Consider the following 25,959-nt stretch of genomic DNA (forward strand, 5'->3'; position numbering starts at 1 on the left):
ATGATTTAAAGAAGCCTGTAACCTGCTATTAAATTCACTAACAGGAGAAAAAGAATGGCGAATGCGTACCCTAGAAGCTTTTCACATATTGGTATCTCGGTCCCAGATTTAGAGAAAGCCGTCGCATTTTATACAGACGTATTAGGCTGGTATGAAATCATGAAACCAACAGAAATCGTCGAAGACGACAGCCCTATTGGTGAAATGTGTACAGATGTCTTTGGGGCTAAGTGGGGAAGTTTCCGCATCGCTCACCTTTCCACTGGCGATCGTATTGGTGTCGAGTTATTCCAATTCAAACATCAGGAAAACCCTGAAAATAATTTCGAATACTGGAAGACTGGTATTTTCCATTTTTGTGTACAAGATCCAAACCTTGAAGAGCTAGCAGAGAAAATTGTTGCCGCAGGTGGGAAAAAACGCATGAAAGAGCCGCGCTATTACTACCCAGGGGAAAAGCCATACCGCATGATCTATATGGAAGACCCTTTCGGAAACATTCTTGAAATCTACAGCCACAGTTACGAGCTAACTTACGGCGCTGGCGCCTACTAAGCTTAAGCGAGTAAGCGTTCAACAACACATAAGGGTGCGCTTTACTTTATAGCAAAGGGCACCTTTTTTAACCGCTCTTATGCGGGCTCATTTAGCCCGATGATCGCTTCTTCAATTTTAAGACGATATTCTTCTGGCAGTGCTACGGCTTCTTTTCGCGCCTGAGAAAAGCAAACATAGGTAACTTGGGCTTCGGCGACAAGCGCCTGGGTCTTACTGTTCACAATATTTTGCTGCATGCTAATGCTTCGATTGCCCAACTTTGAAAAGGCCGTTTGAACTTCTAACACATCCCCAAAACTCGCTTCTTTTTTAAAGTTAATATTGATATTCACCACGACCCAAGCAATGCCTTGCGCCATCATGTCTGTGCCGACACCAAAGTCCTCAAAAAATGCCCAACGCCCTTCTTCAAGGAATTCAAGGTAACGCGCATTATTCACATGTTGAAAAATATCTAGGTGGTAGCCTCTTACTTTTATCTGAACCTTATTTATCATGATTGTCTTCCTGTTGATCATCCATGCTCAAAATCCTACTGGGGCAAAGGTAAGAAAAAAATAACAAAATCGCTCGACTTTACTGGCATCGACTTGCTCAACAATCTGCATAAACGCCACTCAACCGCATCGCTTTGTGCACTAGATCTCCCCTCTTGGGAACCTTCTTAAATCGATGACTCTTAGCTACAAAAAAGCTATCCGACGGACGGTAGCGCGGATAAAAACATAAAAATCAGACATAAAAAAAGTGGCCCTGAGGCCACCTTTTTTAATATAAGAAATGCTTATTCACCTTGTTCTCTGTCGCCTTTACCGTGGTGCATTTTCTCATCGCATTTTTGCTGATGCTTTTCATTAAGAGTCATCAGTTTTTCTTTTTGTGCTGGGGTTAAAATGCTCAGCATCTTGAACTGCTGCTCTAACATGTGTACTTGACGCTCAACACGGTTATTTTGACCTTCTTTGACCATGGCTTCAGCTTTAGACTGATCAAATTTATCGGCCATTAATAGCCCATTAATGCGTTTTTCGTGCTCATCCCTTTTCGCTTTTCTATCGGCACGATCCGCTTGTCGAAGTGCTTTCATTTGCTGTTTCTGAGCATCGGTTAAATCCAAACGTTTTATCACTTTAGGGTTTAATATTGGCCCAGCTTGGCAACGTTCCATAGATGGACGCTGATTGTCTTTCCCACCACCAGCGAAGGCGCCAGCAGAACCTAAAGCAATCGGTAACACGACAGTAGCAAGCATTAATTTTTTAATCATTTTCATCATTCTATTCCTCTCTCAAAATATAGGGTCACCATGACTATTCATAACGAAGTGGCGATGAGGTATAGAATAAAACCTGCTAGGTAAACTGACGTCTATCGAAGGTAAATTATCGTAAAGGCACAGCGCCTATTGTGATTTCACAGTAAAATAACGTTCTGTTCTTGCGGATTGTTAGGACGCGCTTTACTAAGTACTTTTTTGTTAAGGACATTGAATGGCACATATTCTCTTAATCGATGACGATACTGAACTAACCGACTTGCTGAAAGAAGTATTAATACTCGAAAACTTCACCGTATCCACGGCTCAAAATGGTGAAGCGGGACTTGAAGCAATGAATGACAGTGTCGACTTAATTTTATTAGACGTTATGATGCCAAAACTAAACGGTATTGAAACGCTAAAACAGCTACGCGAAACGTGGGAAGTTCCAGTACTGATGCTTACCGCCAAAGGGGATGAGATCGATCGAGTAATTGGCCTTGAACTGGGCGCGGATGATTATCTTCCTAAACCATTTAGCGAACGTGAACTCTTGGCTAGAATTCGCGCCATCCTCCGACGCGCTCAACACATCAAAGAGAAAAAAGACAGTAAAGTGGACAAACGCCAAGAACATATCTCCTACCAAGATATTCAACTCTACCCAGGGAAGCTTGAGGCTTATTGCAATCAGCAACTACTGGATTTAACCAGTACAGAATTTGCACTTCTTCACCACTTTTTACTTCACCCAGGCAAAATCATCACCAAAGAAGTACTTAGCTTAGATGTTCTAGGTAAACGCTTAGCCGCTTTCGATCGAGCCATAGACATGCATGTTTCTAATCTACGTAAAAAGCTTCCTGATAGCTCGAACAAAAAACCACGCATCAAAACGCTGCGCGGCCGGGGTTATTTACTAGTGGAAGAAGAATGATGCGCCTGCCAAATATAACCAGCTTATACGGTAGAATCTTCGCGATTTTTTGGTTCACTATGTTTCTAGTCTTAGTGGCAGTACTCGCTCTGCAACACTTGGATCCTCGTAAAGCAAAAGACATTCCTAGAGACAAATACAAAGAATTGCTCGATACAAGCACCCGAATAGAGCAACAATTTTCGCTCGATACAAAAATATCAGTGATTACCAAGGATTTAGTCAGCAGATACAACACCTTTCAAAAAGATGACTTCGCACCGCGTCAACCTGACGAAGACGTAAAAGCAGAGTTCGACGATCGCCCTAAGAAAAAAGGAGCATGGGATTACAAAGAATCGTCCCCACCGATGTTTTTCATCGTCAATGACAAAGGGGATATTCTGACTCGATATCGAGCCCCGCATTTTACTTATCGAGCGATTCGTAACTTTATCACCTCAGTGGATACGCCAGACACACCAAAACAACGATTATATGGCCGTTTTATGGTGTCCGGGCCTCTTCCAATCACACTTGCAGGTTCTCAGTATCAGTTGTACGTAGGCGAAAGATGGAACCGCCCTCCTAGCTTCTTATTTCAATTGTTTGACCATCCATTTCAGCTGTTGCTTGCGGTAATGCTGGTGAGCACCCCTTTATTACTTTGGCTTTCTTGGGCCCTAAGTCAACCGGCTCGTCGATTGGAAAAAGCCGCTCAATCTGTTGCCAGAGGGGAATTTAAAACAGACCCGACTCTGGAAAAAGGCACGTCTGAATTTCGTCAGGCTGGGGCCAGCTTTAATCAAATGGTTGAAGCCATAAACCAAATGATTTCACGACAACAGCGTCTCTTATCTGACATTTCTCATGAGTTAAGGTCACCCCTAACTCGCCTCAGAATGGCTCAAGCTCTAGCGGTTAGAAAGCAGGGAGAAAGCCAAGAATTGACTCGCATTGATACCGAAGCACAGCGGCTTGAACAGATGATTGGTAAACTGCTGGAACTGTCTCACATGCAAGTAGACAGCCATATAAATCGAGAGAGCTTAGCGCTACCACTTCTTTGGGAAGGGTTACTAGAAGACACCCAATTTGAAGCCGAACAGATGGGGAAACGCCTGACGTTCAATGATATCCCTCAACGAAATATTCACGCCCACCCACAACTTATTGTGAGTGCTTTGGAAAACATTATTCGAAATGCCATCTACTATGGAAAAGATACCATCCAGGTATCCATGGAAGCGAAATCAGATCAATTGATTATTCGAGTAGAAGACAATGGAGAAGGCGTTCCAGAAGAAGAACTGAGCGCTATTTTTAGGCCTTTTTATCGAGTATCGACAGCCAGAGACCGCCATTCTGGTGGCACAGGATTAGGACTTTCCATTACAGAAAGCGCTATCCGACAACATAATGGCAGTATCCAAGCGTCTCGCAGCCCTCTTGGCGGGTTACTGGTTGAGATTCATTTGCCGTTAGATTGACAAAGTGTATCAGACTTCAAAGTAGGCCAGCCCCCTAGAAAAGGTTTCTGGCCTAAAGTCACAAGCTAGTTTGTTACTAAACCGTCGAGTGTGGTCGAGCGTTTCTTAATAACAATAAAACTGCAGATCAACATAATGCCTGTAACCCCAATGGTGGCAAAGGTTTCAGGTCGATACTCTGGTGAGAAGCACATGTAACCTAGAACCACCAAAATCACCGCAATTGTTGCCCATGTTAAGCCTGGAAACAGCCACATTTTGAAGTCTGGAGAGTCTCCTTGCTTTTCCATTGCCGTGCGCATTCTTAATTGTGAGACAGCAATAACGAGATACACCACAAGCGCAATCGCGCCGGTTGTCGACAATAAGAAACCAAACACTTCCCCCGGAAACACATAGCTTGCAAAACACCCAACGAAACCCGCGATGGTCGAAGCAATAACCGCCAAACGCGGCACACCTCTAGGTGACAGTTTTTTAGCGATAGCCGGCGCATCGCCACGACGCGCCAGTGAATAAAACATACGAGAAGCCGTGTATAAACCGGAGTTCATGCAACTGCATACGGCGGTCAAGACAACAATGTCTACCAGTAATTTTGCGTGAGGGACATTTAGTGCGGTTAATACAAACTGAAAAGAGCCTTGCTTAAGAGCCGGGTCATTCCATGCGACCAAAGACACTACGATAAAAATAGACAGCAGATAAAACAAAGCTATACGGTAAATAACAAGTTTTGTTGCCTGACGAATTTTAGCTTGTGGGTTTTCTGATTCGGCGGCGGCGATCGTAACAATTTCAGCCCCAAAGAAAGAAAAGATAGTCACCAACACACCAGCTAATACGGCGCCAAAACCATTTGGCATGAAACCGCCATGGGAATACAAGCTGGCGACGCCGCTCACATTCGCCAAAGGCCAAAAGCCAAAGATGGCCAATCCGCCAGCAATAATAAACGCAATAATGGCCACCACTTTAATCAGTGCAAACCAGAATTCGAATTCACCAAAGCTTTTCACGTCCCACAAATTAGATAACGTCAACACCACCATAATGCCAATGGCAAATTCCCATGAGGCAATACCTTGAAACCAAGCGTGAAGAATATTCGCCCCGGCAATGGCTTCAACTGGAATCACGAGCACCCAAAACCACCAATAAAGCCAACCAATAGTAAAACCAGCCCATGGTCCGATAGCACGAGCCGCATAAGTAGAAAAAGAGCCAGAGTCAGGATTAGAAACCGCCATCTCGCCGAGCATTCGCATTACCAGTAGCACCAACAAGCCGGTTAATGCATAAGAAATAATAATAGCAGGACCGGTTGTCGCAATGGCATTAGCAGAGCCGACAAACAGCCCAGCACCAATTATTCCTGCGATTGAGATCATCGAAACCTGTCGATTCGTTAGGCCTGCCCCTAACTGTTCACTTGTCGTGTTACTACCCATGGTCAACTTCCCCATTACTCGAACTCATTTTTTTTATAAAAAGGTGAACTTATTGATACGACGGTGTCTCACATTAGTAACATTGCACTTTCTATGTCGTTGATACAAAAGATATAAAAGCGAACAAGGTAAAGGTCTTGCTGACCATGTTGCGAGACAGATCTGCTTAGTCGTAACAATATCGCGACGAATAATTACAGCAATATTTATGACACCTCAAGCAAGCCGCTCACCGTTGCTGACATAGCGTCATTACATAATCCTAAATCCTGACAAAATCCTCACCATTGATCTTTGAGAACACCCTATTCACTGCGCAGGACGTCGTTATTTGCATCAACGCATACAAAGTCGTTACATATTTAATAAGAATGACCAGATAGAAAATTAAAAAATAGATATGAAACATAGAGTTATGAAAATAACTCTGTCATAAAACTGAATTTCAGCTCAGTAAATAATTGCTTTCCATCTCATAAAGAAAACAACAACACGATAAATCATGTCGCTCGTCACTGTCGTCGCCCTGTCAAATCACAAGGAAACCAAGCCTTCTGCAGGTTTTCTAACAAGATAATGGAGACTCTGTGAATAAGGCATGAAAATGGAAAAAACACCGTCCATCCGCTGACGCCAAGAAATAACGTCAGCATATACTCAACAAAAAAGTACCCTATATAACAACATACTAAGCGATTTTCATTCGCATTTTGGCGCAATAAGACCATTGCGCCTGAGTAAATAGATCGTTTACAGTCATCCCAGCGGCGAAGGCTGAAATATGAAATCGCCCACTCAGGACTCTACTGTGAGATAACACATTGAAGAACCACAAAAGTTTCGCCACTATTTCAGATGTTGCTAACTACGCAAAAGTCGGAAAAACCAGTGTCTCCCGATACCTAAATGGTGAGCAAGATAAGCTCTCTGATGCGTTACGAGATAAAATTGCAGACGCAATAGAGTATCTCGATTTTCGCCCCAACCATTCTGCTCGAATGCTAAAAGCGGGGCATTCTAAGCTGATTGGACTATTACTCGCCGACGTCACCAACCCCTATTCCATTGATATTCTCCAAGGGGTAGAACATATCTGTCGTCAACAAGGCTATATGTTGATGGTTTGCAATACAGACAATGAAACGGCTTTACAGGAAGGCTATTTGGCCTTACTTGAAGCCCATCGGGTCGATGGCCTTATTGTGAACACCGCAGACATGGCACAAACTCAACTTAACCATCTTAAGCAAATAAATTGCCCGCTGGTCCTTGTGGACAGAATTGACACGTCTTTGGGGTTCGATTCTGTTGGGCTGGACAATGAGGCCGCCATCGAGGATGCATGCCAGCATTTAAAAGCTCGGCACTATCAATCCATTCTGGTGGTAACCGAATCTTTAGACGTCGCCCCTCGTAAAGCTCGGATCAATGCCATTGAAACCTTTTGTCAGCAGCATTCCGACATCGCCTACGAGCTCGTTGAAGTCAGCAAAAGCAACGACGCCCACCTAAATGCCGCCATCGGTGATTTCATGAATCGACACAAAGGCTGTAAACAAGCCATTTTCACCACAAATGGCGTGGCCACTTTATTGGCAGCCAAAGCCATAAAAAGCCGACAGCTTAAGCTTGGGCATCAGATCGGCATGATCAGCATCGATGACCCAGAATGGGTGCAACTTTTTGAAGGGGGGATTACCGTCATGCGACAACCCACCCGTGAAATAGGGCAGCAAGCTTGCAGTAGATTACTTACTCGCATCCAAGGAAATACAGAGCCAGCACAACACATTCAGTTGCCAGCAGAGCTTATTATTCGTCAATCTACCTAGAAAAAACGCCTCTAAGAAAAGACAGACTCTGTTCATGGAACCGATCCCATGATATTGTCATGGCGCTTGATGTGATCAATATAAATACAATAAAGTACTCACAGTAGTCTGTTATTTAGGTCATCATTCTCGTATGAATTCTTATTATTTTGCTACGATGCATTTTTCTAAGGCAACTTATTTAGTATCAAAATACAATAAAAATTACTCTATATAGTCACCATGAATGTTAGAAGAGAGACCACAATGCAAACAAATGCGGCACCATCTTTTGTTACGCTGGGCGAAGCTATGGCCCTATTTATTGCTAAAACACCTGAACCACTTGCAGAAGTCGAAGAATTTAGCCGCTCTCTTGCTGGGGCAGAAGTCAATGTGGCGATCGGTATGGCTCGCCTAGATTTCCCCACCACTTACATCAGCAAAATTGGCCAAGATTGCTTAGGACAATTCATTAAAAAAGCCATAGCAAAAGAGCGCATTGGAACCGATGCTATCGCGGAAAGCGCGGAACACGCCACCGGCTTCATGATGAAAACAAAACAAACTGATGGCAGCGATCCTGCTGTTGAGTATTTTCGTCGTAACTCAGCCGCCTCCACATTAAATGCAACAGACATTGATCGCAGTCTATTCCATTCTAGCAGCCACCTACATTTGACTGGTGTAGCCGCCGCGGTTTCAAGCTCCATGAGAGAAGCCGTTCAGCAAGCACTGACTTTCGCAAAAGAACAAGGCAGCAGTATTAGTTTTGACACTAACTTACGCCCTTCTCTTTGGCCTGATACTGACACCATGGTTAACACAATCAACCAGCTTGCCTTTGCCAGTGACATTGTCTTACCAGGAGTTGAAGAAGGGAAAATTTTGGTTGGCAGTGAAGACCCAGAAACCATTGCTGATTTTTATCTAAGCCAAGGCGTTAACACCGTGATTGTAAAACTGGGTGGCCAAGGAGCGTATTACAAAACCGCAACAGGCGAATCTGCTACGGTTGCTGGCTATCCAGTCAAAGAGGTTATTGATACTGTTGGAGCAGGCGACAGCTTTGCTGTTGGTGTTATCTCAGCCTTACTGGATGGAGAATCGACAGAGCAAGCGACTCGCAGAGGTAATTTATTTGGCTCTCTTGCAGTACAGGTTCGCGGCGACAGTGAAGGCTTACCAACTCGCGCTCAACTCAACGAACTTGCGTAGGCGTTAACGATGAAAAAAAAAGTTCTCTTATACAAAGCCATCCCTGAACAAGAGTATGAGAGACTCAAAGCTCGGTTCGACATCTCTTTTTTTGACACAGTCAATGATTCGAATCGGAGCGACTTTTTTGCCGCGTTGAAGGAGGCTGAAGGCCTTATTGGCAGTAGCCTCCCTATGGGCCCAAATGTGCTGGATAAAGCCCTTAAACTCAAAGCGGCATCGACCATTTCCGTTGGAACGGATCAGTTTGATCTAGCCTATCTTGCCGAACGTCGTATTCCTCTGATGCACACTCCCGATGTACTCAATGAAACCACTGCAGACACCCTCTTTACCCTGCTTATGTGCACCGCTCGGCGTGCGGTAGAACTGTCTAATATGGTCCGTGAAGGACGCTGGACTAAGAGCATTGGAGCAGCAGAATACGGCACAGATGTTCATGGTAAAACGTTAGGTATTATTGGTATGGGGCGCATCGGTTATGCGCTTGCAAAACGAGGACACTTTGGTTTTAACATGCCCATTCAATACACTAATCGCAGCCGAAATATAAACGCAGAGCGAGACCTCAACGCCACCTACCTAAGCATGGAAGCCCTGCTTGAGAGCTCAGATTTTATCTGTGTAATGACACCATTAACCCCGCAAACCGAGCATTTAATTGGTGAAAAAGAATTTTCGATGATGAAAAAAAGCGCTATTTTTATCAATGGATCACGGGGCAAGGTTATCAATGAAAAAGCGCTCATTAGCGCGCTTTCTAAGCGCGTGATTCGAGCGGCCGGATTAGATGTATACGAAGTAGAACCCCTACCTGCAAACTCCCCTTTGTGCACTCTCGATAATGCGGTGTTATTCCCTCATATCGGCTCAGCCACCACAGAAACCCGCTTAAAAATGGTGTCTTGTGCCGTCGATAATTTAATTCAAGCCTTAGCAGGCGATGTCTCTAAAAATTCCGCAAATGGCCATTTACTAAAGCATTAAGCATCGCCATATGTCTTCAAGCTAAAGCGGCAATTTAGATATCAAAGTCATCGCCAAAATCATCAAAACCACCACCGAAATCATCAAAACCGCCTTGCCCAAAACCACCTGAATCTGAACCTGTATCGGCGAAGCCACCTTGGTCAAAGTTGGATTGCTCAAAGTTGGATTGGTCAAAACCATTACTTTGATCAAAGCCTGCCTGACCAAAACCGCCTTGATCCGCGCCACTTGTATCAAATCCATTGCTGGCAAAGTCATCTGCCCCTGCGCCGCTGTCTCCCATGTTATCTGAACTAAAATCTTGCCCCGTAGGTTCTTCTTGAATAACGTCGACCATTTCGGTTGGAGTATGGTGACCAAACATGTTCATCAACATACTACCAACCACCACACCGCCAGCTACACCTGCGGCCGTTTGCAGAGCCCCACCTAAAAAGCTGCGATTGCCACCAGTGCCATAATTTTGATTCGGCTGAGTTTGATTCGCCGCCCTAGGTCCAGACGCTTGTTGTTGAGAGGCGCCTTGCCCTTTGTATTGGGCACGACCATCACCCCAACCGGCTTGCGCTTTATTCTGCGCGTTTCTCGATTGTGTCCCTTGTGACGAATCGCCGCCAAATAACCCTGAGAGAAAGCCACCAGAGCTTGGCTTTTCTGTTAACTTACGCTCCAACTGCTCTACTCTTGCGTTTAATCGCTTTAGAGCCGCTTCCTGCATAATAATCGTTTGCGCCATATAATAAGGTGCTGACGGCTGCTCGACTAAGCGCTTATTAATTTGCGACTCCGCATGAGAATCACGTTCCCCGGTTTGCTTTTCAGCCTCTTTTACGCGTTCAAACAATTGATCAATCAATCGACTTGCATCATCACTCATAGCCATACTCCTGAAACAATAAACGGTCATTCAATCGCGGGGAATCGTTGCATCCTCACTCTTTATTAGAATAAGGGCGACAGAGAAACGAACAAGCAGGTAGAGAGTCAGGAAAAAGGAAAAACGTATCGATCATTATGACGCAATGATGAGATGACTTTAGCAAGCTCACTAGTGAGAATAAGAGGCGTTAGAAACACAAAAGCCAGACTCATGGACACGAGTCTGGCTTTTTAAAATCAACAGAACGACTTATTCGCCGTCTACTTCACCTTCTGGGCGTTTCATGCGATTAGCAGGTGTCGCCAAGATTTCTAGGTAAAATGTTTCCCAAGCTTGGCTTTCTGCAAAGCTGATTTTGTCATTAATTTCAGCAACATGAATCACATCAGCTTGCTCGGCTGTGTTACCGAATTTGCAGTCAAAACCCCAAAAATCAGCATAGTCAGGTAACGTCTTATTACGCTCTCGCTTTAGATATTTTTTAACGTCTGCTTTTGCTGCTTCAATTAAACGAGGGTAAGCAATTTTTGGGTGAGTTAGCTGAAATGTCTTTTTCATTAGAATCCTACAGGTTAAGAGTGAGGCTGCGATAAAATGCCGCCTGCTAATGATGCGCATGATAACGGAATATCAAAGCGCTAGCCATGAATATGCCAATCTAGCGCGAAGATCTTTACTCTAAATCGCCACAGAAAAGCGCAGAAGATTCACCATAGGATTTGCCTTATATGAAAACTCATAAGACTCGTTCTGTGGGAGGCTCAAAAGTACTCTTTTTTATCCTGATAAGCCTGCTTAATGTGTTCAATGAGTAACCTAAGCTTTTCTGGCAAATATTTCGTAAAAGGGTAAATAGCATAGACCCCCAAGCGCCTAGGTTGAAATTGCGTCAAAATCGCAACCAGCTTCCCTTGCTGCAAATCTTCATAAACACTGCAGCGAGGAACATACACTATACCAAAGCCTGCCAATGCCGCTTTACGCAGTGCTTGAGCATTATTTGTCGCAAAACTGCCGCTGATTCGAACACTTTTTTCTTCCCCTGCTTGAAAGAATCGCCAATCAAATGAGCCATGAGTCTGGTAAGTATAAGCAAGGCAATTGTGTTCTTTTAAAGCGTCTAGTGTCTTGGCTTCACCGTGCTTTTCCAAATACGTAGGCGAACAACAAACAACCCAATTTGATTGAATTAATGGTTTGGCGATCAGGCTTGAATCTTCCAATTTCCCCGTACGTATCGCAAGATCTAGACCTTCTTCAACCAAATTCACGAAGTCGTTTTCGAGGCGAATATCCACGGTGATATTCGGGTATTGTTGGCAAAAATCCGCCACCGCCTCGGCCAGTAGCAGTTCACCAGAAATCGTTGGCACCGACATTTTTATTGTTCCAGTCAAGCCTTGGCTAAACGTCGATACGGATGCGATCGCATCACTCACTTGTCCCTCTATGTTTTTAGCATGGACATACAAGCTCTCTCCTGCTTCCGTTAAGCTGAGTCGTCGTGTGGTTCGGTGAATTAATTGAACCCCCAGAGAGGCCTCCAATTTACTGACTCTTTTACTCAAAGCAGGCGTGGATAAGCCCACTTGCTCAGCCGCTTTATGAAACGACCCTTGATCGGCAACACTTACAAATAGCGTCAAATCTGCAGCATTCACTGTCATTACACCGTTTTAGGAAATAGTTAATTAGTTTATGTCGTATTTATCACAAATAAAACTACCACTATACTTTGCCTCTACGCACCAATGTCTTCATTAATCCATTTTTAGGAGCAACTTAATGCGACTCAATGACTGCCATAACTTTCAGGATTTTCGTACTCTGGCTAAAAAACGCCTGCCGAGTCCAATTTTCAATTATATAGATGGCGGCTCTGATGATGAGTCGACTTATCGACGTAACACCGCAGCCTTTGAAACCTGTGACCTCGTCCCTAGTGTCCTAACAGGCGTAAAAGACATTGACCTGTCTGTCACCGTCATGGGACAAAAGCTCGACATGCCTGTTTATTGCTCCCCTACCGCACTGCAACGTTTATTTCATCATCAAGGAGAGCGCGCAGTTGCAGGTGCCGCTGAGAAATATGGCACCATGTTTGGCGTGTCCTCCCTTGGTACCGTCAGCATGGAAGAGATCGCGAAACAAGTGAACACGCCTCAGGTTTATCAGTTTTACTTCCATAAGGATCGCGGCTTAAACCGCGCCATGATGGAGCGAGCAAAAGCGGCTGGCGTACAAGTTATGATGTTGACCGTTGATTCGATCACCGGCGGTAATCGCGAACGCGACTTGCGCACCGGCTTTTCCATCCCCTTCCGTTTGACGCTCGCGGGAATGTTGCAATTTGCACTCAAACCCATGTGGGGGATCAATTACGTCACCCATGAAAAATTTCGCTTACCTCAGTTGGATGAGCACATAGACATGGGTTCTGGTGCCACTTCAATAGGTGACTATTTTACCAACATGCTCGACCCTTCAATGAATTGGGATGACGTGGCCGAAATGGTGAAATTTTGGGATGGGGAGTTTTGCTTAAAAGGCATTATGAGTCGAGAGGATGCCCGTAAGGCGGTAGATATAGGCTGTACTGGGATTATTATTTCTAATCATGGTGGTCGCCAGCTTGATGGCTCACGAAGTTCTTTCGATCAGCTCGCCGAGATAGTCGATGAAGTAGGCGATGAAATAGACGTCATTTTTGACAGTGGCGTACAGCGCGGTACTCATGTTTTAAAAGCATTATCATTGGGCGCCAAAGCCGTTGGTATTGGCAGAATGTACCTTTATCCTCTCGCTGCGGCAGGACAACCCGGTGTCGAGAGAGCGTTAGGGCTGATGAAAGCAGAGCTAGAACGGGACATGAAATTAATGGGGAAAACGTCAATAAAGCAACTTTCTAGAGAAAACCTAAGATTTAGGCCTTAATGGTTAATAATCAGAATAAGTAAAAGCGAGTTAGACAAGGTTATTTATCATAACTCTCTAGGGATTAATATAATGCGTGCGAACAAGAGGAAGCTGTCGTTCCACTTGTTCATCGCATTGTTAACAATGAATAATAACGCTATATTAAGCTTTTTTCTTTAGAGATTTTTTTAGTTTATCAATTTTACTTTTTTGTTTCGCTACTTTCTCTTTTCTAGCTTTTATTTCTTTTTTAATAGATTTGATTTCTTTATTAGACATAAGTGTCTCCACCATCGATAAGTATGTTTGAATGAGCCACTACTGTAAGTCTTTTCTCCGATTCATGGTACCCACTTTCATCGATGTCATTAAAGATTCATATAAGTGTCATCTTGCAGAAACAATACTTTTATCTTTAAAGAGTAAAGCCATCCATATAGGCGACATTATTCTTATTAGGATTATCGCTATCGCCTTGATGCTTCGTCAATTTCCTAATTGACTCTAATGCCTCTCTCACTTCTATAATCACCTAACCTTTCCCCTTGCACACAACGTTTAACCCCTCCTATGAACGTTTTGCCCCTACCAGAGAGGCTCCCTCCTTAGTTTCAATCTCTTTTTCATCCTATCCCACTACGGTAAAAAGCCTACTTTTAAGGTAATTTTCGACTTTTTGTGATCTTTTTCACCTACTTTTGAGAGCTTTCATTGCTAAAAATAGAGCAAATATAAAACCAGGTTGCACGAGGCAAAAGAAAACTTCATTATTAAAAATTAAATTCCAACAAATCATCAAAAAAGAGAACAAAATGAACCTAGATAACACAGACATGCAACTGCTTGCCTTAATGCAACATGATGATAGTATCTCTTTAGACCTGATGGCACAGCAAGTTGGCCTCTCCAAAACCCCTTGCTGGCGACGCATCCAGAAGCTTGAAAAAGCAGGTTATGTGAAGCGTCATGTGGCTTTATTAGACGCAGACAAACTGGCGTTAGGGGTCTCGGTTTTTGTGCAGGTAAAAACCAATCAACACGATGCCAATTGGGCAATGAAGTTTGCTGAAGCCGTGACTGAGTTTCCAGAAATTGTTGAGTTTTACCGAATGGCAGGAGATTACGATTATTTAATGCGAGTACTCGTCAAGGATATTCCAGCTTATGACCGTTTTTATAAAAAACTAATCAGTGCCACCGCATTAACAGATGTCACATCAAACTTTGCTATGGAACAAATTAAATACACCACAGAATTGCCTCTGCCTTTAAGTAAAAATAAGTAATGGCTCAATAATAAAAAGCCTTTCTCTATTAATTATCTAAAAGCAGAAAAACCAACGCTAACAATGATAGAGAGAGATAAAATGGCAGATAAAGATGATGCTCTGATTCATACGATTCGTGAAAACATTATTGGCAAAGACACTGAAATAAAAACGCCATTTGGTTTACGATATTTAACTTACGCCGATTATACCGCTTCTGGGCGTAGCCTTCAGTTTATCGAAGATGCCATGATGCATTATGTCTTGCCTTTATATGCAAATACTCATACGGAAGCAAATGCGACAGGTCAACAAACCACCGCATTCCGCGAGCAAGCAAGGCAACAGATTCGTCGCGCAACCAATGCGAATGATGACGATCTTGTTCTATTTTGTGGAAGTGGCGCTACAAGCGCAATCAATACGTTAATTACACAGTTGGAATTGCGTACGTTAACAGAGGCCGAAAAAGACAAACATTGTATTTTGATCGGCCCATATGAACATCACTCGAATGAATTACCATGGCGAGAACTGGGCATTAACGTTATCCGGATAAAAGAAGCGCAAGAAGGTGGCGTCTGTTTAGAAGACTTAGAAAAAGCGCTTCAACAAAATCAACATAAATGTCTAATCGGTAGCTTTAGTGCCGCTTCTAACGTGACGGGTATTCTTTGTGATCAAGATGCTATCACGTCGCTATTACATCAATATAATGCCCTCTCTTTTTGGGATTTTGCCGCGGCCGCACCCTATGTAAACATAGACATGAACCCGGCTAATAATAAAGCGGCAAACAAAGATGCGCTCTTTTTTTCAACCCATAAACTAGTGGGCGGGCCTGGTACGCCTGGCGTATTGATTGTTAAAAAATCCATTATTAAAAATCAAAAACCCAGTTCAATTGGTGGTGGAACTGTGTCATTTGTTACCCCTGATGATCATACATTCTTGCCACTAGGAGAGCGCCGTGAAGAAGGTGGCACACCGGCCATTACCGAATCTATTCGAGCAGGTTTGGTGTTTCAGCTTAAACAAGCCGTTGGGATCAAAACCATCGAGGAGCGCGAACACGCTTGGGTTGAGCAAACCCATCAGCGCTGGGCTAACAATCCAGCGATTGAAAGATTAGGCCACCCCACCGCGGCAAGGCTTTCTATTACGGCGTTTCGTATTCGTACAGAACATGGCTACCTACATCATGGACTGGTCACAGCGCTGTTAAATGATCTGTTTGGTATTCAAGTGCGCGGAGGTTGCTCCTGCGCAGGGCCTTATGGCCACCAGCTATTAGGCATAGATAATCAACGCTCGGCACGTATTCAAGAGGCCCTGTCTCATGGAGAGAAGCTGGTTAAACCAGGCTGGGTGCGCTTTAACCTCAACTATTTTTTAACTCAGTCTGATGTCGACTTTATTCTTGATGCCATTGATTTCATTGCCTCTTATGGTCTTGCGATTCTGCCTTATTACGCTTATGACCAAGACGGTGATTTATGGCGCTTTCAAGGAAAAATGGCAGACTGTCTGTCTTTAAATAGCCTCTTCGATCTCCCCCATAATACAAACACGCCAAAGGCAGCCAAAGAGATGAATAAAACGAGGTATTTTGATGAGGCGAAAAAGGTCATCCAAGATTGCCAAAACCTTGTGTACGACATTCAAAAACACACCTTTAACCCAGCATACAACGACATTAGAGATTTTGTATTAGTCCAAGATATCCACTAATAGAACCCCCTTTGTTTTAGAAAACAGTCATTGCCATGTGTTTTTCTGCATGGCAATGACGTAATAAACTCAAAGGAATAAGCTATTCACTTCCTCGTCATTTTAATATTTTATTACTAAAAACTGTTTATCCGTGATAAAAACGTACTATCAAAACATAAACTAATCGTTTTTCTTTTAGCACTGATAGCAGCCAGTTGCCCATCAAGAGTAATGAAAATAGATGGCGACTTTATAATGTGGAAGTTTTTATGTCGTTACCGCAACGCCTAGGTTTTTGTCTTTTTAGTTTTTTCGTATTCGTTTTTGAGACAAATGCCCATGCATCAACATTGCAGAATGTTATCGACCGTGGGGATTTAAATTGTGGCGTTTACCCGGATGATCCAAGCAGAAGCGCCATTTCGATAAATGGCCATTGGGAAGGTTTCTACGTGGATTTTTGTCGAGCCGTTGCCGCTGCTGTGCTTAAAAACCCAGAGTATGTTAACTATGTTGAGGTGCGAGCCAAAACACGCTTTACCAGCCTTGTCGATAAAACGACCGATGTGGTTATGTACAGCTCTACCTGGACATTGGGCCGAGAAGACGCCTACGCTATTAGCTTCCCAGCGATATATCTTTTTGATGGCCAAGGTATTTTGGTTCGTAAAAGCTCCGGTATTGGTACCCTTGAAGACTTAGATAACAAGTCTATTTGTGTTACCAACAACACGACATCACAGCGCAATATTGAAAACATAGTTACCATTAAAAAACTCAAAACCAAGGTTATCTACTCAAAGGGCAGCCAGTTTTTCCGCGGCAGTGCTTGTGACGCTTATACTGGCGACAAAATGAATTTACGCATCTCTTTAGCCAACAATACCGCGCGCAAACAAGAATACGTCATCCTACCCGTTACCTTGTCCAGAGAGCCCATTGGCCCAACGGTTCGCAACGATGACGCTCAATGGCAGCGTATTATTCGCTCCGTCATCCATGCCGTCATTCTTGCAGAGGACAAAGGCATTACTGCAGACAATGTTGATGCACTCCGAGCTCATAGTGATGACATTGAAGTCACGAACTTGCTTGGAACAACAGGTGAAATTGGCGACATGTTGGGATTAGACAAAGATTGGGCGTACCGTATTATTAAGTCTGTGGGGAATTACGCACAGATTTTTGACCGACACTTAGGAAAGCACTCTCCTGTTCAGGCAGAGCGAGGATTGAGCGCATTATGGAAACACGGTGGAACCTTATTCGCTCCTCCCTTTAAATAAAAAAATTCAGTAAGATGAAAGTTGTTGTAGTACACAGTGTGTAAGGAGAGGTTACATGGCAGATTTTGCCACGGTAAAGCTCAAATCAAGGAAGAAGATTGGCTTTCGTTTGAATTTAGTTCTTCTTAGCGTTCTGTGTTTTTACCTTATTATCACAGCTTACAGTATTTTCATCTTATGGCAGCAATCCGAAGAGTTTAAGCACCTTACCAATACCCAGTTCGAACGCGCTATTCATGCCGCGGAATTATCAAGAGACGCAGAGCAAATCACCTCACAAGCCTTAGAGAAGATGATTGTTCAAGGTTACAGCAGCTCCTACTATCAATCACTGAGCAACTCTCCCAAGAAAGTATTCTATTCAATCCGAGAAAAGCTTTACGCTAACACCCCCAAAGAACAAGCCATCCTTGATGAAATAGACAGCATAACGAAGCCTTACTTCAACACCTTAAAAATCTTGGATAATTACTTATTAACAGAAAAAGAGCTTGCTAAGCAGCACAGCAGTATTTCTAATTCATTGCGTCACCTGCAAAAAGCCATTTCCTCCAACGTGGACCTAACCCCCCACCAGCAGCATTTTACAAACCTCTTTCTAAACGCCATTAATATCACAATGCTAAGCCAAAACGCCGTTAGCCGAGGTGAACTGCAAGCTCAAAAAAATGCCATCAGCGCGTTATTGGCCAAAATGTATTATACGGATACCCTTTCTGACGCTCAGTTGGCATTATTGGATCAGCTTTATCACACCTCGCAACACGCATTTTCTACCAGATTAAAATTTCAAAACCAACACTTAGCAACCCTGTCGGCAATCAGACAAACTCGACAAAAAGCACAACAGTTAAGCGCAGCTTCCTTTGATTTCTATCTATTACTAAAAAAAGCCACATTAGATTCGACACAAAAACACGATGTATTAATTCGTAATGTCATCACAAATATCATTCTATTCAGTTGCGTTTTTTTAGTCTTAACGGCATTCGCTTATTGGTTCATTCGTCACTACCTCATCTTCCGACTTAACCGCTTGAATCAAGTCATGCTACAACACGCAAAAGGCTTAAAAACCCCGATACCACAAGAAGGAGAAGATGAAATAGCGCTAATGGGAAAAGTTTTTTCTGTTTTCGTAGCAGCCACAGAACAAGCTCAAAAAGACTCCATGGACGCCAGGAAAGAAGTGGAAGACGCCAATCTGAAATTGATCGAATTAAATCAATCATTGCAGCAGCTCAGCCACACAGACGATTTAACGCAAATAGCGAACCGCCGCTACTTCTTCCAGCATTTCATCGCATACTGGGACAAAGCCAGCACAGAAAAGCATGACGTTAGTGTCATTATGATTGACTTAGATTGGTTTAAACAATTTAACGATCATTATGGCCATCAAGCAGGAGATCAGTGTCTTTTCCAACTCGCGCAAATGTTCAAAACGGAAGCGGAAAGTGTGGGCGGTTTGGTCGCTCGTTATGGCGGTGAAGAATTCATTATTTTATTACCAAATACCGATAAAATGAGCGCAATGGTTTTCGCAAAACATCTCACAACGAAAGTCAAAGAAGCGAACATTCTTCATCAAGGGTCCGACAAGGGCAAGGTCACATTAAGCATTGGTGTGGCAACTCATCAACCTAAGCCTGGTGATGATTTAGATAAATTAATTCACCTAGCGGACCAAACGCTTTATGAAGCAAAACACAATGGTCGAGATCAAGTGTCTGAGTTCAATCCTATTTTGGACTAAGCCGTTATCAGCCTACACACAAGCATTTAACCTTGGTATCGCTTAGCTTATAAACTCGGGTATTAATGTAAGCTCGCTTTTTTCAAATAAAACTCAATCATAATATCACTGCGTTTAGGCGTACCTATATTTAAGTGAGCTGGATAAGGTTCGGCCTGCCCATTTTTTTGGTAACCACACTTTTCATAAAATGCTTTCAAGGTGTGTTGCTCGGACAAAACAGGCACAGAAAAAAAAGTCACACCATATTCTTTCATGACAATCTGCTCGATTTCGCTCAAAAGGTAGCTGCCAATACCGTTTCTTTGATACCTAGGCAATACCGCAAACGAACCAATGTAAGCCTCATTTCCCACCAGCGTTAATCGAGCACAAGCCAGTAATGCGGCGTCATTTCGACAAACAAAAAAATACGTCCCAGTCTCATTCATACTGCGTTCAACTAAAGATTGCGTCGACCTTTTACCACTTAATAACTGTGTTTCTTCTGTCCAGTTATCAACACCTCGGTAAGCTAAGTTCAACAAATCACTAATCTCAGCGGCTTCGTGAAATCGAGCGAGCTGCCATTTAAATCTACTTCCTTTCATGAACAACCTCCTTATGGTTATCATCTCGAGCACAACCAAACATCACCACAGTCGTGATGCGGGTAAACTCACGTCCAAAATGAGAAAACAGCAACATAATGCTACTGCAAACGACTCAATCAAAATTTGTCCGTTTGGATAAATAAAGTATAAAGACTCTTCGCCGTTTATATCTCCCCTTTTGCCGTCATTGTCACTAAAAGCCTTATTCTGGCGTAATGCTTCCATTATTTAACGGCCTCCCGTTATTTTTACATCGATCCTATATTCCTTTAAGCGCCTCTTTCAGCCGCTAATTAATCAACAGAGCTTGCGCTATTTTTGCCCAATATGTCCTTATTCGACTAAAGTCGGACTTATTAATTTGTAAAGTGCTGCTAAATTGATCAGGTGTAGAAAAAATAATTATAAATAAGGAGATCTACCGTGTCAGATCACAATCTTAATGCGCAACAATACTGGCAGGCCAACCTAAGGCTTATCCTAGGTTGTTTGGTCGTATGGGCATTGGCGTCCTATGGGTGTGCCATTCTCTTTCGACCTTTACTCAGCGGAATTCATATTGGCGGAACCGACCTAGGATTTTGGTTCGCTCAACAAGGCTCCATTCTTGTCTTTATCATCTTGACCTTCTTCTATGCATGGAGAATGAACAAGCTTGATGAAAAATTTGGCCTAGAGGAGTAAGTCAGTATGAGTCAATTTACCATCAACCTGATTTTCGTTGGTGCCTCTTTCGCACTCTACTTTGGGATTGCTTTCTGGGCACGTGCAGGCTCTACAAAAGAGTTTTACGTGGCCGGCGGTGGTGTTCACCCCGTTCTAAACGGTATGGCCACAGCGGCTGACTGGATGTCAGCGGCGTCGTTCATTTCAATGGCGGGTCTTATTGCCGCCGGTGGTTACGCTAACTCAACCTTCCTTATGGGTTGGACTGGCGGTTACGTACTACTGGCTATGTTGCTCGCACCTTACTTACGCAAATTTGGTAAGTTCACCGTGCCGGACTTCATTGGCGACCGTTTCTACAGTCGTACCGCTCGACTCGTGGCGGTGGCTTGTTTGATTATTGCCTCGGTCACTTATGTAATCGGTCAAATGACGGGGGCTGGCGTCGCCTTCTCTCGCTTCTTAGAAGTCGACAACGATACCGGCTTAATTATTGCGGCTATTGTCGTATTCTTTTATGCCGTACTTGGTGGTATGAAAGGGATTACCTATACTCAGGTTGCTCAATATGTGGTGTTAATCATTGCGTATACCATTCCTGCGGTATTTATCTCTTTACAACTGACTGACACCTTCATCCCTGCTATTGGTCTGTTCTCTAATCACACTGAATCTGGTATGCCATTATTGCAAAAACTAGACGAAGTAGTTCGTGAACTAGGCTTTAGAGACTACACCGCGGATGTGGATAATAAGTTAAACATGGTGCTGTTTACCCTATCATTGATGATAGGTACTGCAGGCTTACCACACGTTATTATTCGCTTCTTCACCGTTCCTAAAGTAGCGGATGCTCGCTGGTCTGCTGGCTGGGCATTGGTGTTTATCGCTCTGCTTTACTTAACCGCGCCAGCCGTTGCGTCTATGGCTCGTTTAAACCTATTAAGTACCATTTACCCAGACGGCCCTACGGCACAATCTATTGAATATGCCGAACGTCCTGATTGGATTAAAAACTGGGAAACAACAGGCTTAATCAAATTCGAAGACAAAAACGGCGATGGTCGTATTGAACTGTATAACGACACACCAGCATTTGAAGCCGAAGCCACAGCCCGTGGCTGGAACGGTAATGAGTTGGTGGTTAACCGAGACATTCTTGTCTTGGCTAACCCTGAAATCGCGAACCTTCCTAGCTGGGTAATTGGTTTGATTGCGGCCGGTGGTCTTGCTGCAGCCTTATCTACTGCGGCAGGCTTATTGCTCGCCATTTCGTCGGCAATCAGTCATGACTTAATCAAAGGCACGATCAATCCCGACATAACCGATAAAGGTGAGTTATTTGCCGCTAGGGTGTCGATGTTTGTCGCCATTGTTGTTGCCACCTACTTGGGTATGAACCCTCCAGGGTTCGCCGCGCAGGTAGTGGCTCTCGCATTTGGTATTGCCGCCGCTTCGATCTTCCCTGCTCTTATGATGGGGATCTTCTCGAAACGTGTGAACAGCAAAGGCGCCGTCGCGGGTATGCTAGCTGGGTTAATTTCTACCTTGGTTTATATCTTCTTATTCCTAGGTTGGTTCTTTATCCCAGGTACAGCGTCTTATGCCAACACACCAGATAACTGGTTGTTCGGTATATCACCATTGTCCTTCGGTGCAATCGGCGCTGTGATTAACTTCTCGGTCGCTTTCTTGGTGTCTTCTATGACCGAAGAGCCACCAAAAGAAATCCAAGATCTAGTCGAAAGCGTGCGTTACCCACAAGGTGCGGGTAAGGCGGTTGATCACTAATATGGATCAATGAGAAAGATCGAGCATCCATGATGGTGCTCGATCTTTTTATTTCATTTATGTTTGTTTAAACAAAGATCGCACACACAGAGAGAAGACTATGTTTTGGGAATTAATAGCAACGGTATTTGCAGGAATAGGAGGCGCTGGTATTGCCCTTTTTATTCGAACATTGTCTAAGAAAAAAGCCCCTAAGTGGTTAGTCCCAACATTTGCAGGCCTTGCGATGTTAGGTTTCCAAGTACACGGTGAATACAATTGGTACGATCACCAGAAAAGTTTATTGCCTAATGGCCTCGTCGTTATTAAGGCCGTTCAAGAAGAAGCACCATGGCGTCCTTGGAGTTATGTTTACCCTCAAACCATGCGTTTCATTGCCGCAGATGTAAGTAACTCAGCTAAAAATAAAGTCGACTCTGATCTTGTGCTCGTCGACCTCTATTTCTTCGAGCGCCGTCACTTAGCGAAACGAGTGCCACAAATTGTTGATTGCGTAAAAGCGGCGCGCACGGATTTCACCACTGCATTTAGCCCTTCTCATCTTGAGGATAGCCACTGGCATGCTCTAAAGGCCAACGACCCCTTAATCAACGCCGTATGTGAAAAAGCAGGCTAGTACCCAATTTATAACTAAGAGATGAAGTCTATTCATCTCTTAGTGCTATCCCTTCGTTGGCATCCCTATTCATTCGGCGTCATAATGCCTGTCTTTTAAGATTGAACCTTAGGCTGTTATGACCATTTCTCCAGAAGAACGTGACGCGGTATACAAAACCATTTTCTCGCGCCGAGACGTACGCCGTGAATTCACCGACACCGCCATACCTGATGACGTATTAGAGCGTATCTTACTCGCAGCACACCATGCTCCAAGTGTTGGTTTTATGCAGCCTTGGGACTTTATTGTGGTAAAGAACGCGACCTCCAAGAAGAAAATAAAGCAGGGGTTTCTAGACGCCCATGCCCAATCATCCGAACTTTTTGAAGGCGAACGTAAAGCCCAATACCAAGCTTTAAAGCTAGAAGGCATCGAAGAAGCACCTCTTGGTATTTGCGTTACTTGTGACCGCAGCCGAACAGGGTCTGTGGTGTTAGGACGAACAGTAAAACCTGAAATGGACCTTTTTAGTGCTGTGTGCGCCGTACAAAATTTATGGCTCGCAGCAAGAGCTGAAAATGTCGGTGTCGGTTGGGTCAGCATTGTTCATGATAATGTCGTTAGAGACACGTTAAACATCCCTGACAACATAGATATCATCGCCTATTTATGCGTTGGTTACGTAGAGCAATTTCAAACGACACCGGACTTAGAACGCCTTGGCTGGTTGCCAAGACGAGACACTAAAAATGCCATTCACTTTGAGACCTGGCCTGACGATAATCCGCTATAAGCCCATGATAAAATAACGTTTTTCCTATTGATGAGTTTTTCTCACCTTTGAGGATATTTTTTATCGTTTGTCTTATATGACGCAACTTCCTATCATCTCATTATCGAAATAAAACCTGATAGGAGACCACCATGAATAACTCACAACGTCTTGCTGAACTGATCAAAGGAATTGACGGTAGCTACTTAACTGAAGCAGAAAAAAACAACGCTATCGTTAGCGCTGAAAGAAGTGAAACTATGATTGAAGTTGCATTTTACGCCTACAAGAGCGTTAAAAAAGGCTTAGTAAAAGTTAAAAATGCTCTAGTACCAAGCATTCAGCCACGTAAACACCAAGCGTAATACTGGCTTACAATAAAGTAAGTAAGTCACTCTCGCTTAAGCAATCCTAGTGATATATGAGTAGCATGAAAAATAACAATACATGCACTTGCTCACTTCTCTGCATCACAGCTCTCTTCTTCAAGCAATAAAGCGCCCTCTTCTGTTCAGTTCTCTTTTTTCTCTCTCTGTTTACCTAATTTTCTATTAGATGATGCCAAAATATTTTTGCAGTTCATGAAATCCGCCCAAATAATGGGACCCTTTAAAAATTTGTGGCAAAGTATACACATCGTGCCCTATCACCTTTGTGAGCGCTGACCGTGATATTGACTCTTTGAGCACATCAATAAATTGAAAAGCGATACCATGCTCTTCTAATACTTTCCGTGCATGCCGACAAAATAAGCAGGCGTCCTGACCATATACTATGTACTCTGGCATACTTAACTCTCATTGTGATCTTATCAAACGACTTTATGCCAGTTTCTTTTTGGCCGATAATCAATTGATCACATCGTGCTAATCAAGCAAGACTATTTAAGAATAAGGGAAAGAATGAATTGGTATTGCAGAAAATTCCATGAGCTCTCTGTAGACACGCTTTATGACTTACTCAAACTGCGCAGCAACGTCTTTGTCGTTGAGCAAAACTGTCCCTACCCTGACCTCGATGACCTAGATCGTTTGCCAGATACACAGCACCTCTATGCGGTTCAAGAAGGCCATCTCATCGCCTACGCAAGACTCTTGCCTGTTGAGGCAAGCTATCCGCTATATTCGAGTATAGGACGTGTCGTGGTGGCGCCAAACAATCGAAAAGACAAACTGGGTCATGCCCTGATTGAGCAAGCCATTAACCAAACACTCACGCTCTGGCCTAACATTGGCATCAAAATCGGGGCGCAATCACATCTTGAAAACTTCTACGCTTCCCATGGTTTTGTCACTGTGTCTAAGCCCTATTTAGAAGACGGTATTGAGCATATTTCTATGCTTCGTGAGTAGACAATATCTGCTCTATGCGCGCTTTTAACAGAGGCAATATTTCCTCCTCAAACCAGCGATTCTGAGCCAGCCAACGATTGTTTCTTGGGCTTGGGTGGGGCAAGACTATCTTGCCCTGCTCAAGCCAAGCTTTTGAGGCTTTAACTTGTTCTGTCAGTGTCGTTTTTCGATTCGTTTCCAGATGGTAAGCTTGCGCATAAGTCCCCAGAATAACCGTCAGTTTTACGTGTGTTAACTGGCGAAGAAGTGGGTCACGCCATTTCTCAGCACATTCTTTTCTAGGGGCTAAATCCCCTGACTTGCCCGCCCCTGGAAAACAAAACCCCATTGGCACCAAAGCAATTTTTGTAGGGTTATAAAAGGTGTCTTTTGAGACCCCAAGCCAACCCCTTAGCCTGTCGCCACTGGGATCATCAAACGGTAAATTCGCATCATGCGCTCGTTGCCCTGGCGCTTGTCCGGCGATGAGTATTTTCGCTTGTGGGTGAATTTGTAAAATAGGTTTAGGCTTATGAGGTAGCAAACGCGCACAAGCAGTACAGGCCAATATTTTTGACTCTAGCTCAGCAAACGTACATTCTTCCACGACCTAATCCTCTCGTTATCAATCCGTTTTTTCATCCACTCTGCCCAGCGATAAATAGCAGACATAAAAAAACGGTACCCATTAAGGATA

General features: G+C 43.6%; 26 protein-coding genes. 17 read left to right on the plus strand and 9 right to left on the minus strand.

Annotated elements, in window-relative coordinates; genetic code table 11:
- Positions 1-54 precede the first annotated feature (54 nt).
- Positions 55-555 (plus strand): lactoylglutathione lyase family protein, encoded by a 501-nt coding sequence (locus tag ACIGBN_RS16275; protein ID WP_133004447.1) that lies wholly within the window; start codon positions 55-57, stop codon positions 553-555.
- A 77-nt stretch (positions 556-632) separates the two neighbouring features.
- On the opposite strand, the gene ACIGBN_RS16280 is transcribed toward ACIGBN_RS16275, so the two are convergent.
- Positions 633-1,055, minus strand: a complete 423-nt coding sequence (locus tag ACIGBN_RS16280) for an acyl-CoA thioesterase (RefSeq protein ID WP_396666581.1) — start codon at positions 1,053-1,055, stop codon at positions 633-635.
- Between the two features lie 287 nt (positions 1,056-1,342).
- Positions 1,343-1,834, minus strand: coding sequence for a Spy/CpxP family protein refolding chaperone (locus ACIGBN_RS16285; RefSeq protein WP_343773184.1), 492 nt, complete (start codon positions 1,832-1,834; stop codon positions 1,343-1,345).
- Positions 1,835-2,048: 214 nt separating this feature from the next.
- On the opposite strand from ACIGBN_RS16285, the gene ACIGBN_RS16290 reads away from it, so the two are divergent.
- Entirely contained in the window at positions 2,049-2,753 is a 705-nt protein-coding gene (locus ACIGBN_RS16290; protein WP_396666583.1) for a response regulator, read from the plus strand.
- A 59-nt stretch (positions 2,754-2,812) separates the two neighbouring features.
- Positions 2,813-4,222 (plus strand): envelope stress sensor histidine kinase CpxA, encoded by a 1,410-nt coding sequence (gene cpxA / locus ACIGBN_RS16295; protein WP_396666585.1) that lies wholly within the window; start codon positions 2,813-2,815, stop codon positions 4,220-4,222.
- Positions 4,223-4,287: 65 nt separating this feature from the next.
- Here the strand turns inward: cpxA and ACIGBN_RS16300 are convergent, their stop codons facing one another.
- On the minus strand, positions 4,288-5,688 hold the full coding sequence (locus tag ACIGBN_RS16300) for an amino acid permease (protein WP_343773188.1): 1,401 nt from the start codon (positions 5,686-5,688) through the stop codon (positions 4,288-4,290).
- A gap of 806 nt (positions 5,689-6,494) precedes the next feature.
- Between ACIGBN_RS16300 and ACIGBN_RS16305 the strand changes: the two genes are divergently transcribed.
- The 3 genes from ACIGBN_RS16305 to ACIGBN_RS16315 all read left to right on the plus strand — a co-directional run bounded on the left by ACIGBN_RS16305 (position 6,495) and on the right by ACIGBN_RS16315 (position 9,689).
- Entirely contained in the window at positions 6,495-7,505 is a 1,011-nt protein-coding gene (locus ACIGBN_RS16305) for a LacI family DNA-binding transcriptional regulator (RefSeq protein ID WP_396666588.1), read from the plus strand.
- Positions 7,506-7,751: 246 nt separating this feature from the next.
- The gene (locus tag ACIGBN_RS16310; protein ID WP_396666590.1) at positions 7,752-8,702 is read left to right on the plus strand and encodes a sugar kinase; all 951 of its coding nucleotides are present in this window, start codon (positions 7,752-7,754) and stop codon (positions 8,700-8,702) included.
- A 9-nt stretch (positions 8,703-8,711) separates the two neighbouring features.
- Positions 8,712-9,689, plus strand: coding sequence for a 2-hydroxyacid dehydrogenase (locus ACIGBN_RS16315; protein WP_396666592.1), 978 nt, complete (start codon positions 8,712-8,714; stop codon positions 9,687-9,689).
- A gap of 34 nt (positions 9,690-9,723) precedes the next feature.
- Here ACIGBN_RS16315 and ACIGBN_RS16320 read toward each other — a convergent pair whose 3' ends face one another.
- From ACIGBN_RS16320 to ACIGBN_RS16330, 3 genes are all read right to left on the minus strand, one after another.
- Positions 9,724-10,569, minus strand: coding sequence for a DUF2076 domain-containing protein (locus ACIGBN_RS16320; protein ID WP_396666594.1), 846 nt, complete (start codon positions 10,567-10,569; stop codon positions 9,724-9,726).
- A gap of 252 nt (positions 10,570-10,821) precedes the next feature.
- Positions 10,822-11,130 carry a DUF6172 family protein gene (locus ACIGBN_RS16325; RefSeq protein WP_133004438.1) on the minus strand — a complete coding sequence of 103 codons (309 nt, stop codon included), beginning with the start codon at positions 11,128-11,130 and terminating at the stop codon, positions 10,822-10,824.
- 203 nt (positions 11,131-11,333) lie between these two features.
- Complete coding sequence (locus tag ACIGBN_RS16330; RefSeq protein ID WP_396666596.1) at positions 11,334-12,239, minus strand: LysR family transcriptional regulator; 906 nt, start codon at positions 12,237-12,239, stop codon at positions 11,334-11,336.
- A 118-nt stretch (positions 12,240-12,357) separates the two neighbouring features.
- Here ACIGBN_RS16330 and ACIGBN_RS16335 point away from each other — a divergent pair, with 118 nt between their 5' ends.
- From ACIGBN_RS16335 to ACIGBN_RS16355, 5 genes are all read left to right on the plus strand, one after another.
- A complete protein-coding gene (locus ACIGBN_RS16335) occupies positions 12,358-13,506 on the plus strand; it encodes an alpha-hydroxy acid oxidase (protein ID WP_341565383.1) in 1,149 nt (382 codons plus the stop codon).
- A gap of 794 nt (positions 13,507-14,300) precedes the next feature.
- Positions 14,301-14,774: an Lrp/AsnC family transcriptional regulator gene (locus tag ACIGBN_RS16340; protein ID WP_133004435.1), complete on the plus strand. Its 474-nt coding sequence runs from the start codon at positions 14,301-14,303 to the stop codon at positions 14,772-14,774.
- Positions 14,775-14,855: 81 nt separating this feature from the next.
- Positions 14,856-16,487 carry an aminotransferase class V-fold PLP-dependent enzyme gene (locus ACIGBN_RS16345; protein WP_396666598.1) on the plus strand — a complete coding sequence of 544 codons (1,632 nt, stop codon included), beginning with the start codon at positions 14,856-14,858 and terminating at the stop codon, positions 16,485-16,487.
- Between the two features lie 251 nt (positions 16,488-16,738).
- A complete protein-coding gene (locus tag ACIGBN_RS16350) occupies positions 16,739-17,755 on the plus strand; it encodes an amino acid ABC transporter substrate-binding protein (RefSeq protein ID WP_133004433.1) in 1,017 nt (338 codons plus the stop codon).
- A 55-nt stretch (positions 17,756-17,810) separates the two neighbouring features.
- Positions 17,811-19,511, plus strand: coding sequence for a diguanylate cyclase domain-containing protein (locus ACIGBN_RS16355; protein ID WP_396666600.1), 1,701 nt, complete (start codon positions 17,811-17,813; stop codon positions 19,509-19,511).
- 62 nt (positions 19,512-19,573) lie between these two features.
- Here ACIGBN_RS16355 and ACIGBN_RS16360 read toward each other — a convergent pair whose 3' ends face one another.
- Positions 19,574-20,101 (minus strand): GNAT family N-acetyltransferase, encoded by a 528-nt coding sequence (locus tag ACIGBN_RS16360; protein WP_165943023.1) that lies wholly within the window; start codon positions 20,099-20,101, stop codon positions 19,574-19,576.
- A gap of 426 nt (positions 20,102-20,527) precedes the next feature.
- On the opposite strand from ACIGBN_RS16360, the gene ACIGBN_RS16365 reads away from it, so the two are divergent.
- The 5 genes from ACIGBN_RS16365 to ACIGBN_RS16385 all read left to right on the plus strand — a co-directional run bounded on the left by ACIGBN_RS16365 (position 20,528) and on the right by ACIGBN_RS16385 (position 24,296).
- Positions 20,528-20,788: a DUF4212 domain-containing protein gene (locus ACIGBN_RS16365; protein ID WP_115898895.1), complete on the plus strand. Its 261-nt coding sequence runs from the start codon at positions 20,528-20,530 to the stop codon at positions 20,786-20,788.
- Positions 20,789-20,794: 6 nt separating this feature from the next.
- Positions 20,795-22,561 (plus strand): sodium:solute symporter family protein, encoded by a 1,767-nt coding sequence (locus tag ACIGBN_RS16370; RefSeq protein WP_133004430.1) that lies wholly within the window; start codon positions 20,795-20,797, stop codon positions 22,559-22,561.
- 100 nt (positions 22,562-22,661) lie between these two features.
- Entirely contained in the window at positions 22,662-23,177 is a 516-nt protein-coding gene (locus ACIGBN_RS16375; RefSeq protein WP_396666604.1) for a hypothetical protein, read from the plus strand.
- Between the two features lie 118 nt (positions 23,178-23,295).
- The gene (bluB, locus tag ACIGBN_RS16380) at positions 23,296-23,952 is read left to right on the plus strand and encodes a 5,6-dimethylbenzimidazole synthase (RefSeq protein WP_396666606.1); all 657 of its coding nucleotides are present in this window, start codon (positions 23,296-23,298) and stop codon (positions 23,950-23,952) included.
- Between the two features lie 131 nt (positions 23,953-24,083).
- Positions 24,084-24,296 (plus strand): hypothetical protein, encoded by a 213-nt coding sequence (locus tag ACIGBN_RS16385; RefSeq protein WP_133004427.1) that lies wholly within the window; start codon positions 24,084-24,086, stop codon positions 24,294-24,296.
- 186 nt (positions 24,297-24,482) lie between these two features.
- On the opposite strand, the gene ACIGBN_RS16390 is transcribed toward ACIGBN_RS16385, so the two are convergent.
- A complete protein-coding gene (locus ACIGBN_RS16390) occupies positions 24,483-24,719 on the minus strand; it encodes a glutaredoxin domain-containing protein (protein ID WP_396666608.1) in 237 nt (78 codons plus the stop codon).
- A 114-nt stretch (positions 24,720-24,833) separates the two neighbouring features.
- On the opposite strand from ACIGBN_RS16390, the gene ACIGBN_RS16395 reads away from it, so the two are divergent.
- Positions 24,834-25,283 carry a GNAT family N-acetyltransferase gene (locus ACIGBN_RS16395; RefSeq protein WP_133004425.1) on the plus strand — a complete coding sequence of 150 codons (450 nt, stop codon included), beginning with the start codon at positions 24,834-24,836 and terminating at the stop codon, positions 25,281-25,283.
- Here ACIGBN_RS16395 and ACIGBN_RS16400 read toward each other — a convergent pair.
- Entirely contained in the window at positions 25,267-25,869 is a 603-nt protein-coding gene (locus ACIGBN_RS16400) for a uracil-DNA glycosylase family protein (protein ID WP_133004424.1), read from the minus strand. The genes ACIGBN_RS16395 and ACIGBN_RS16400 overlap by 17 nt on opposite strands.
- Positions 25,870-25,959 lie beyond the last annotated feature (90 nt).

Origin of the sequence: Marinomonas sp. NPDC078689 (assembly GCF_044542435.1) — a bacterium.
Lineage (GTDB): Bacteria > Pseudomonadota > Gammaproteobacteria > Pseudomonadales > Marinomonadaceae > Marinomonas > Marinomonas arenicola.

Coding starts and splice junctions, on each gene's coding strand:
- ACIGBN_RS16370 (WP_133004430.1), top strand. CDS start 20,795: ATGAGTCAATTTACCATCAACCTGATTTTCGTTGGTGCCTCTTTCGCA.
- ACIGBN_RS16350 (WP_133004433.1), top strand. CDS start 16,739: ATGTCGTTACCGCAACGCCTAGGTTTTTGTCTTTTTAGTTTTTTCGTA.
- ACIGBN_RS16275 (WP_133004447.1), top strand. CDS start 55: ATGGCGAATGCGTACCCTAGAAGCTTTTCACATATTGGTATCTCGGTC.
- ACIGBN_RS16345 (WP_396666598.1), top strand. CDS start 14,856: ATGGCAGATAAAGATGATGCTCTGATTCATACGATTCGTGAAAACATT.
- ACIGBN_RS16290 (WP_396666583.1), top strand. CDS start 2,049: ATGGCACATATTCTCTTAATCGATGACGATACTGAACTAACCGACTTG.
- bluB (WP_396666606.1), top strand. CDS start 23,296: ATGACCATTTCTCCAGAAGAACGTGACGCGGTATACAAAACCATTTTC.
- ACIGBN_RS16340 (WP_133004435.1), top strand. CDS start 14,301: ATGAACCTAGATAACACAGACATGCAACTGCTTGCCTTAATGCAACAT.
- ACIGBN_RS16325 (WP_133004438.1), bottom strand. CDS start 11,130: ATGAAAAAGACATTTCAGCTAACTCACCCAAAAATTGCTTACCCTCGT.
- ACIGBN_RS16280 (WP_396666581.1), bottom strand. CDS start 1,055: ATGATAAATAAGGTTCAGATAAAAGTAAGAGGCTACCACCTAGATATT.
- ACIGBN_RS16395 (WP_133004425.1), top strand. CDS start 24,834: ATGAATTGGTATTGCAGAAAATTCCATGAGCTCTCTGTAGACACGCTT.
- ACIGBN_RS16285 (WP_343773184.1), bottom strand. CDS start 1,834: ATGATGAAAATGATTAAAAAATTAATGCTTGCTACTGTCGTGTTACCG.
- ACIGBN_RS16355 (WP_396666600.1), top strand. CDS start 17,811: ATGGCAGATTTTGCCACGGTAAAGCTCAAATCAAGGAAGAAGATTGGC.
- ACIGBN_RS16330 (WP_396666596.1), bottom strand. CDS start 12,239: ATGACAGTGAATGCTGCAGATTTGACGCTATTTGTAAGTGTTGCCGAT.
- ACIGBN_RS16315 (WP_396666592.1), top strand. CDS start 8,712: ATGAAAAAAAAAGTTCTCTTATACAAAGCCATCCCTGAACAAGAGTAT.
- ACIGBN_RS16375 (WP_396666604.1), top strand. CDS start 22,662: ATGTTTTGGGAATTAATAGCAACGGTATTTGCAGGAATAGGAGGCGCT.
- ACIGBN_RS16335 (WP_341565383.1), top strand. CDS start 12,358: ATGCGACTCAATGACTGCCATAACTTTCAGGATTTTCGTACTCTGGCT.
- ACIGBN_RS16360 (WP_165943023.1), bottom strand. CDS start 20,101: ATGAAAGGAAGTAGATTTAAATGGCAGCTCGCTCGATTTCACGAAGCC.
- ACIGBN_RS16385 (WP_133004427.1), top strand. CDS start 24,084: ATGAATAACTCACAACGTCTTGCTGAACTGATCAAAGGAATTGACGGT.
- ACIGBN_RS16390 (WP_396666608.1), bottom strand. CDS start 24,719: ATGCCAGAGTACATAGTATATGGTCAGGACGCCTGCTTATTTTGTCGG.
- cpxA (WP_396666585.1), top strand. CDS start 2,813: ATGTTTCTAGTCTTAGTGGCAGTACTCGCTCTGCAACACTTGGATCCT.
- ACIGBN_RS16300 (WP_343773188.1), bottom strand. CDS start 5,688: ATGGGGAAGTTGACCATGGGTAGTAACACGACAAGTGAACAGTTAGGG.
- ACIGBN_RS16320 (WP_396666594.1), bottom strand. CDS start 10,569: ATGAGTGATGATGCAAGTCGATTGATTGATCAATTGTTTGAACGCGTA.
- ACIGBN_RS16310 (WP_396666590.1), top strand. CDS start 7,752: ATGCAAACAAATGCGGCACCATCTTTTGTTACGCTGGGCGAAGCTATG.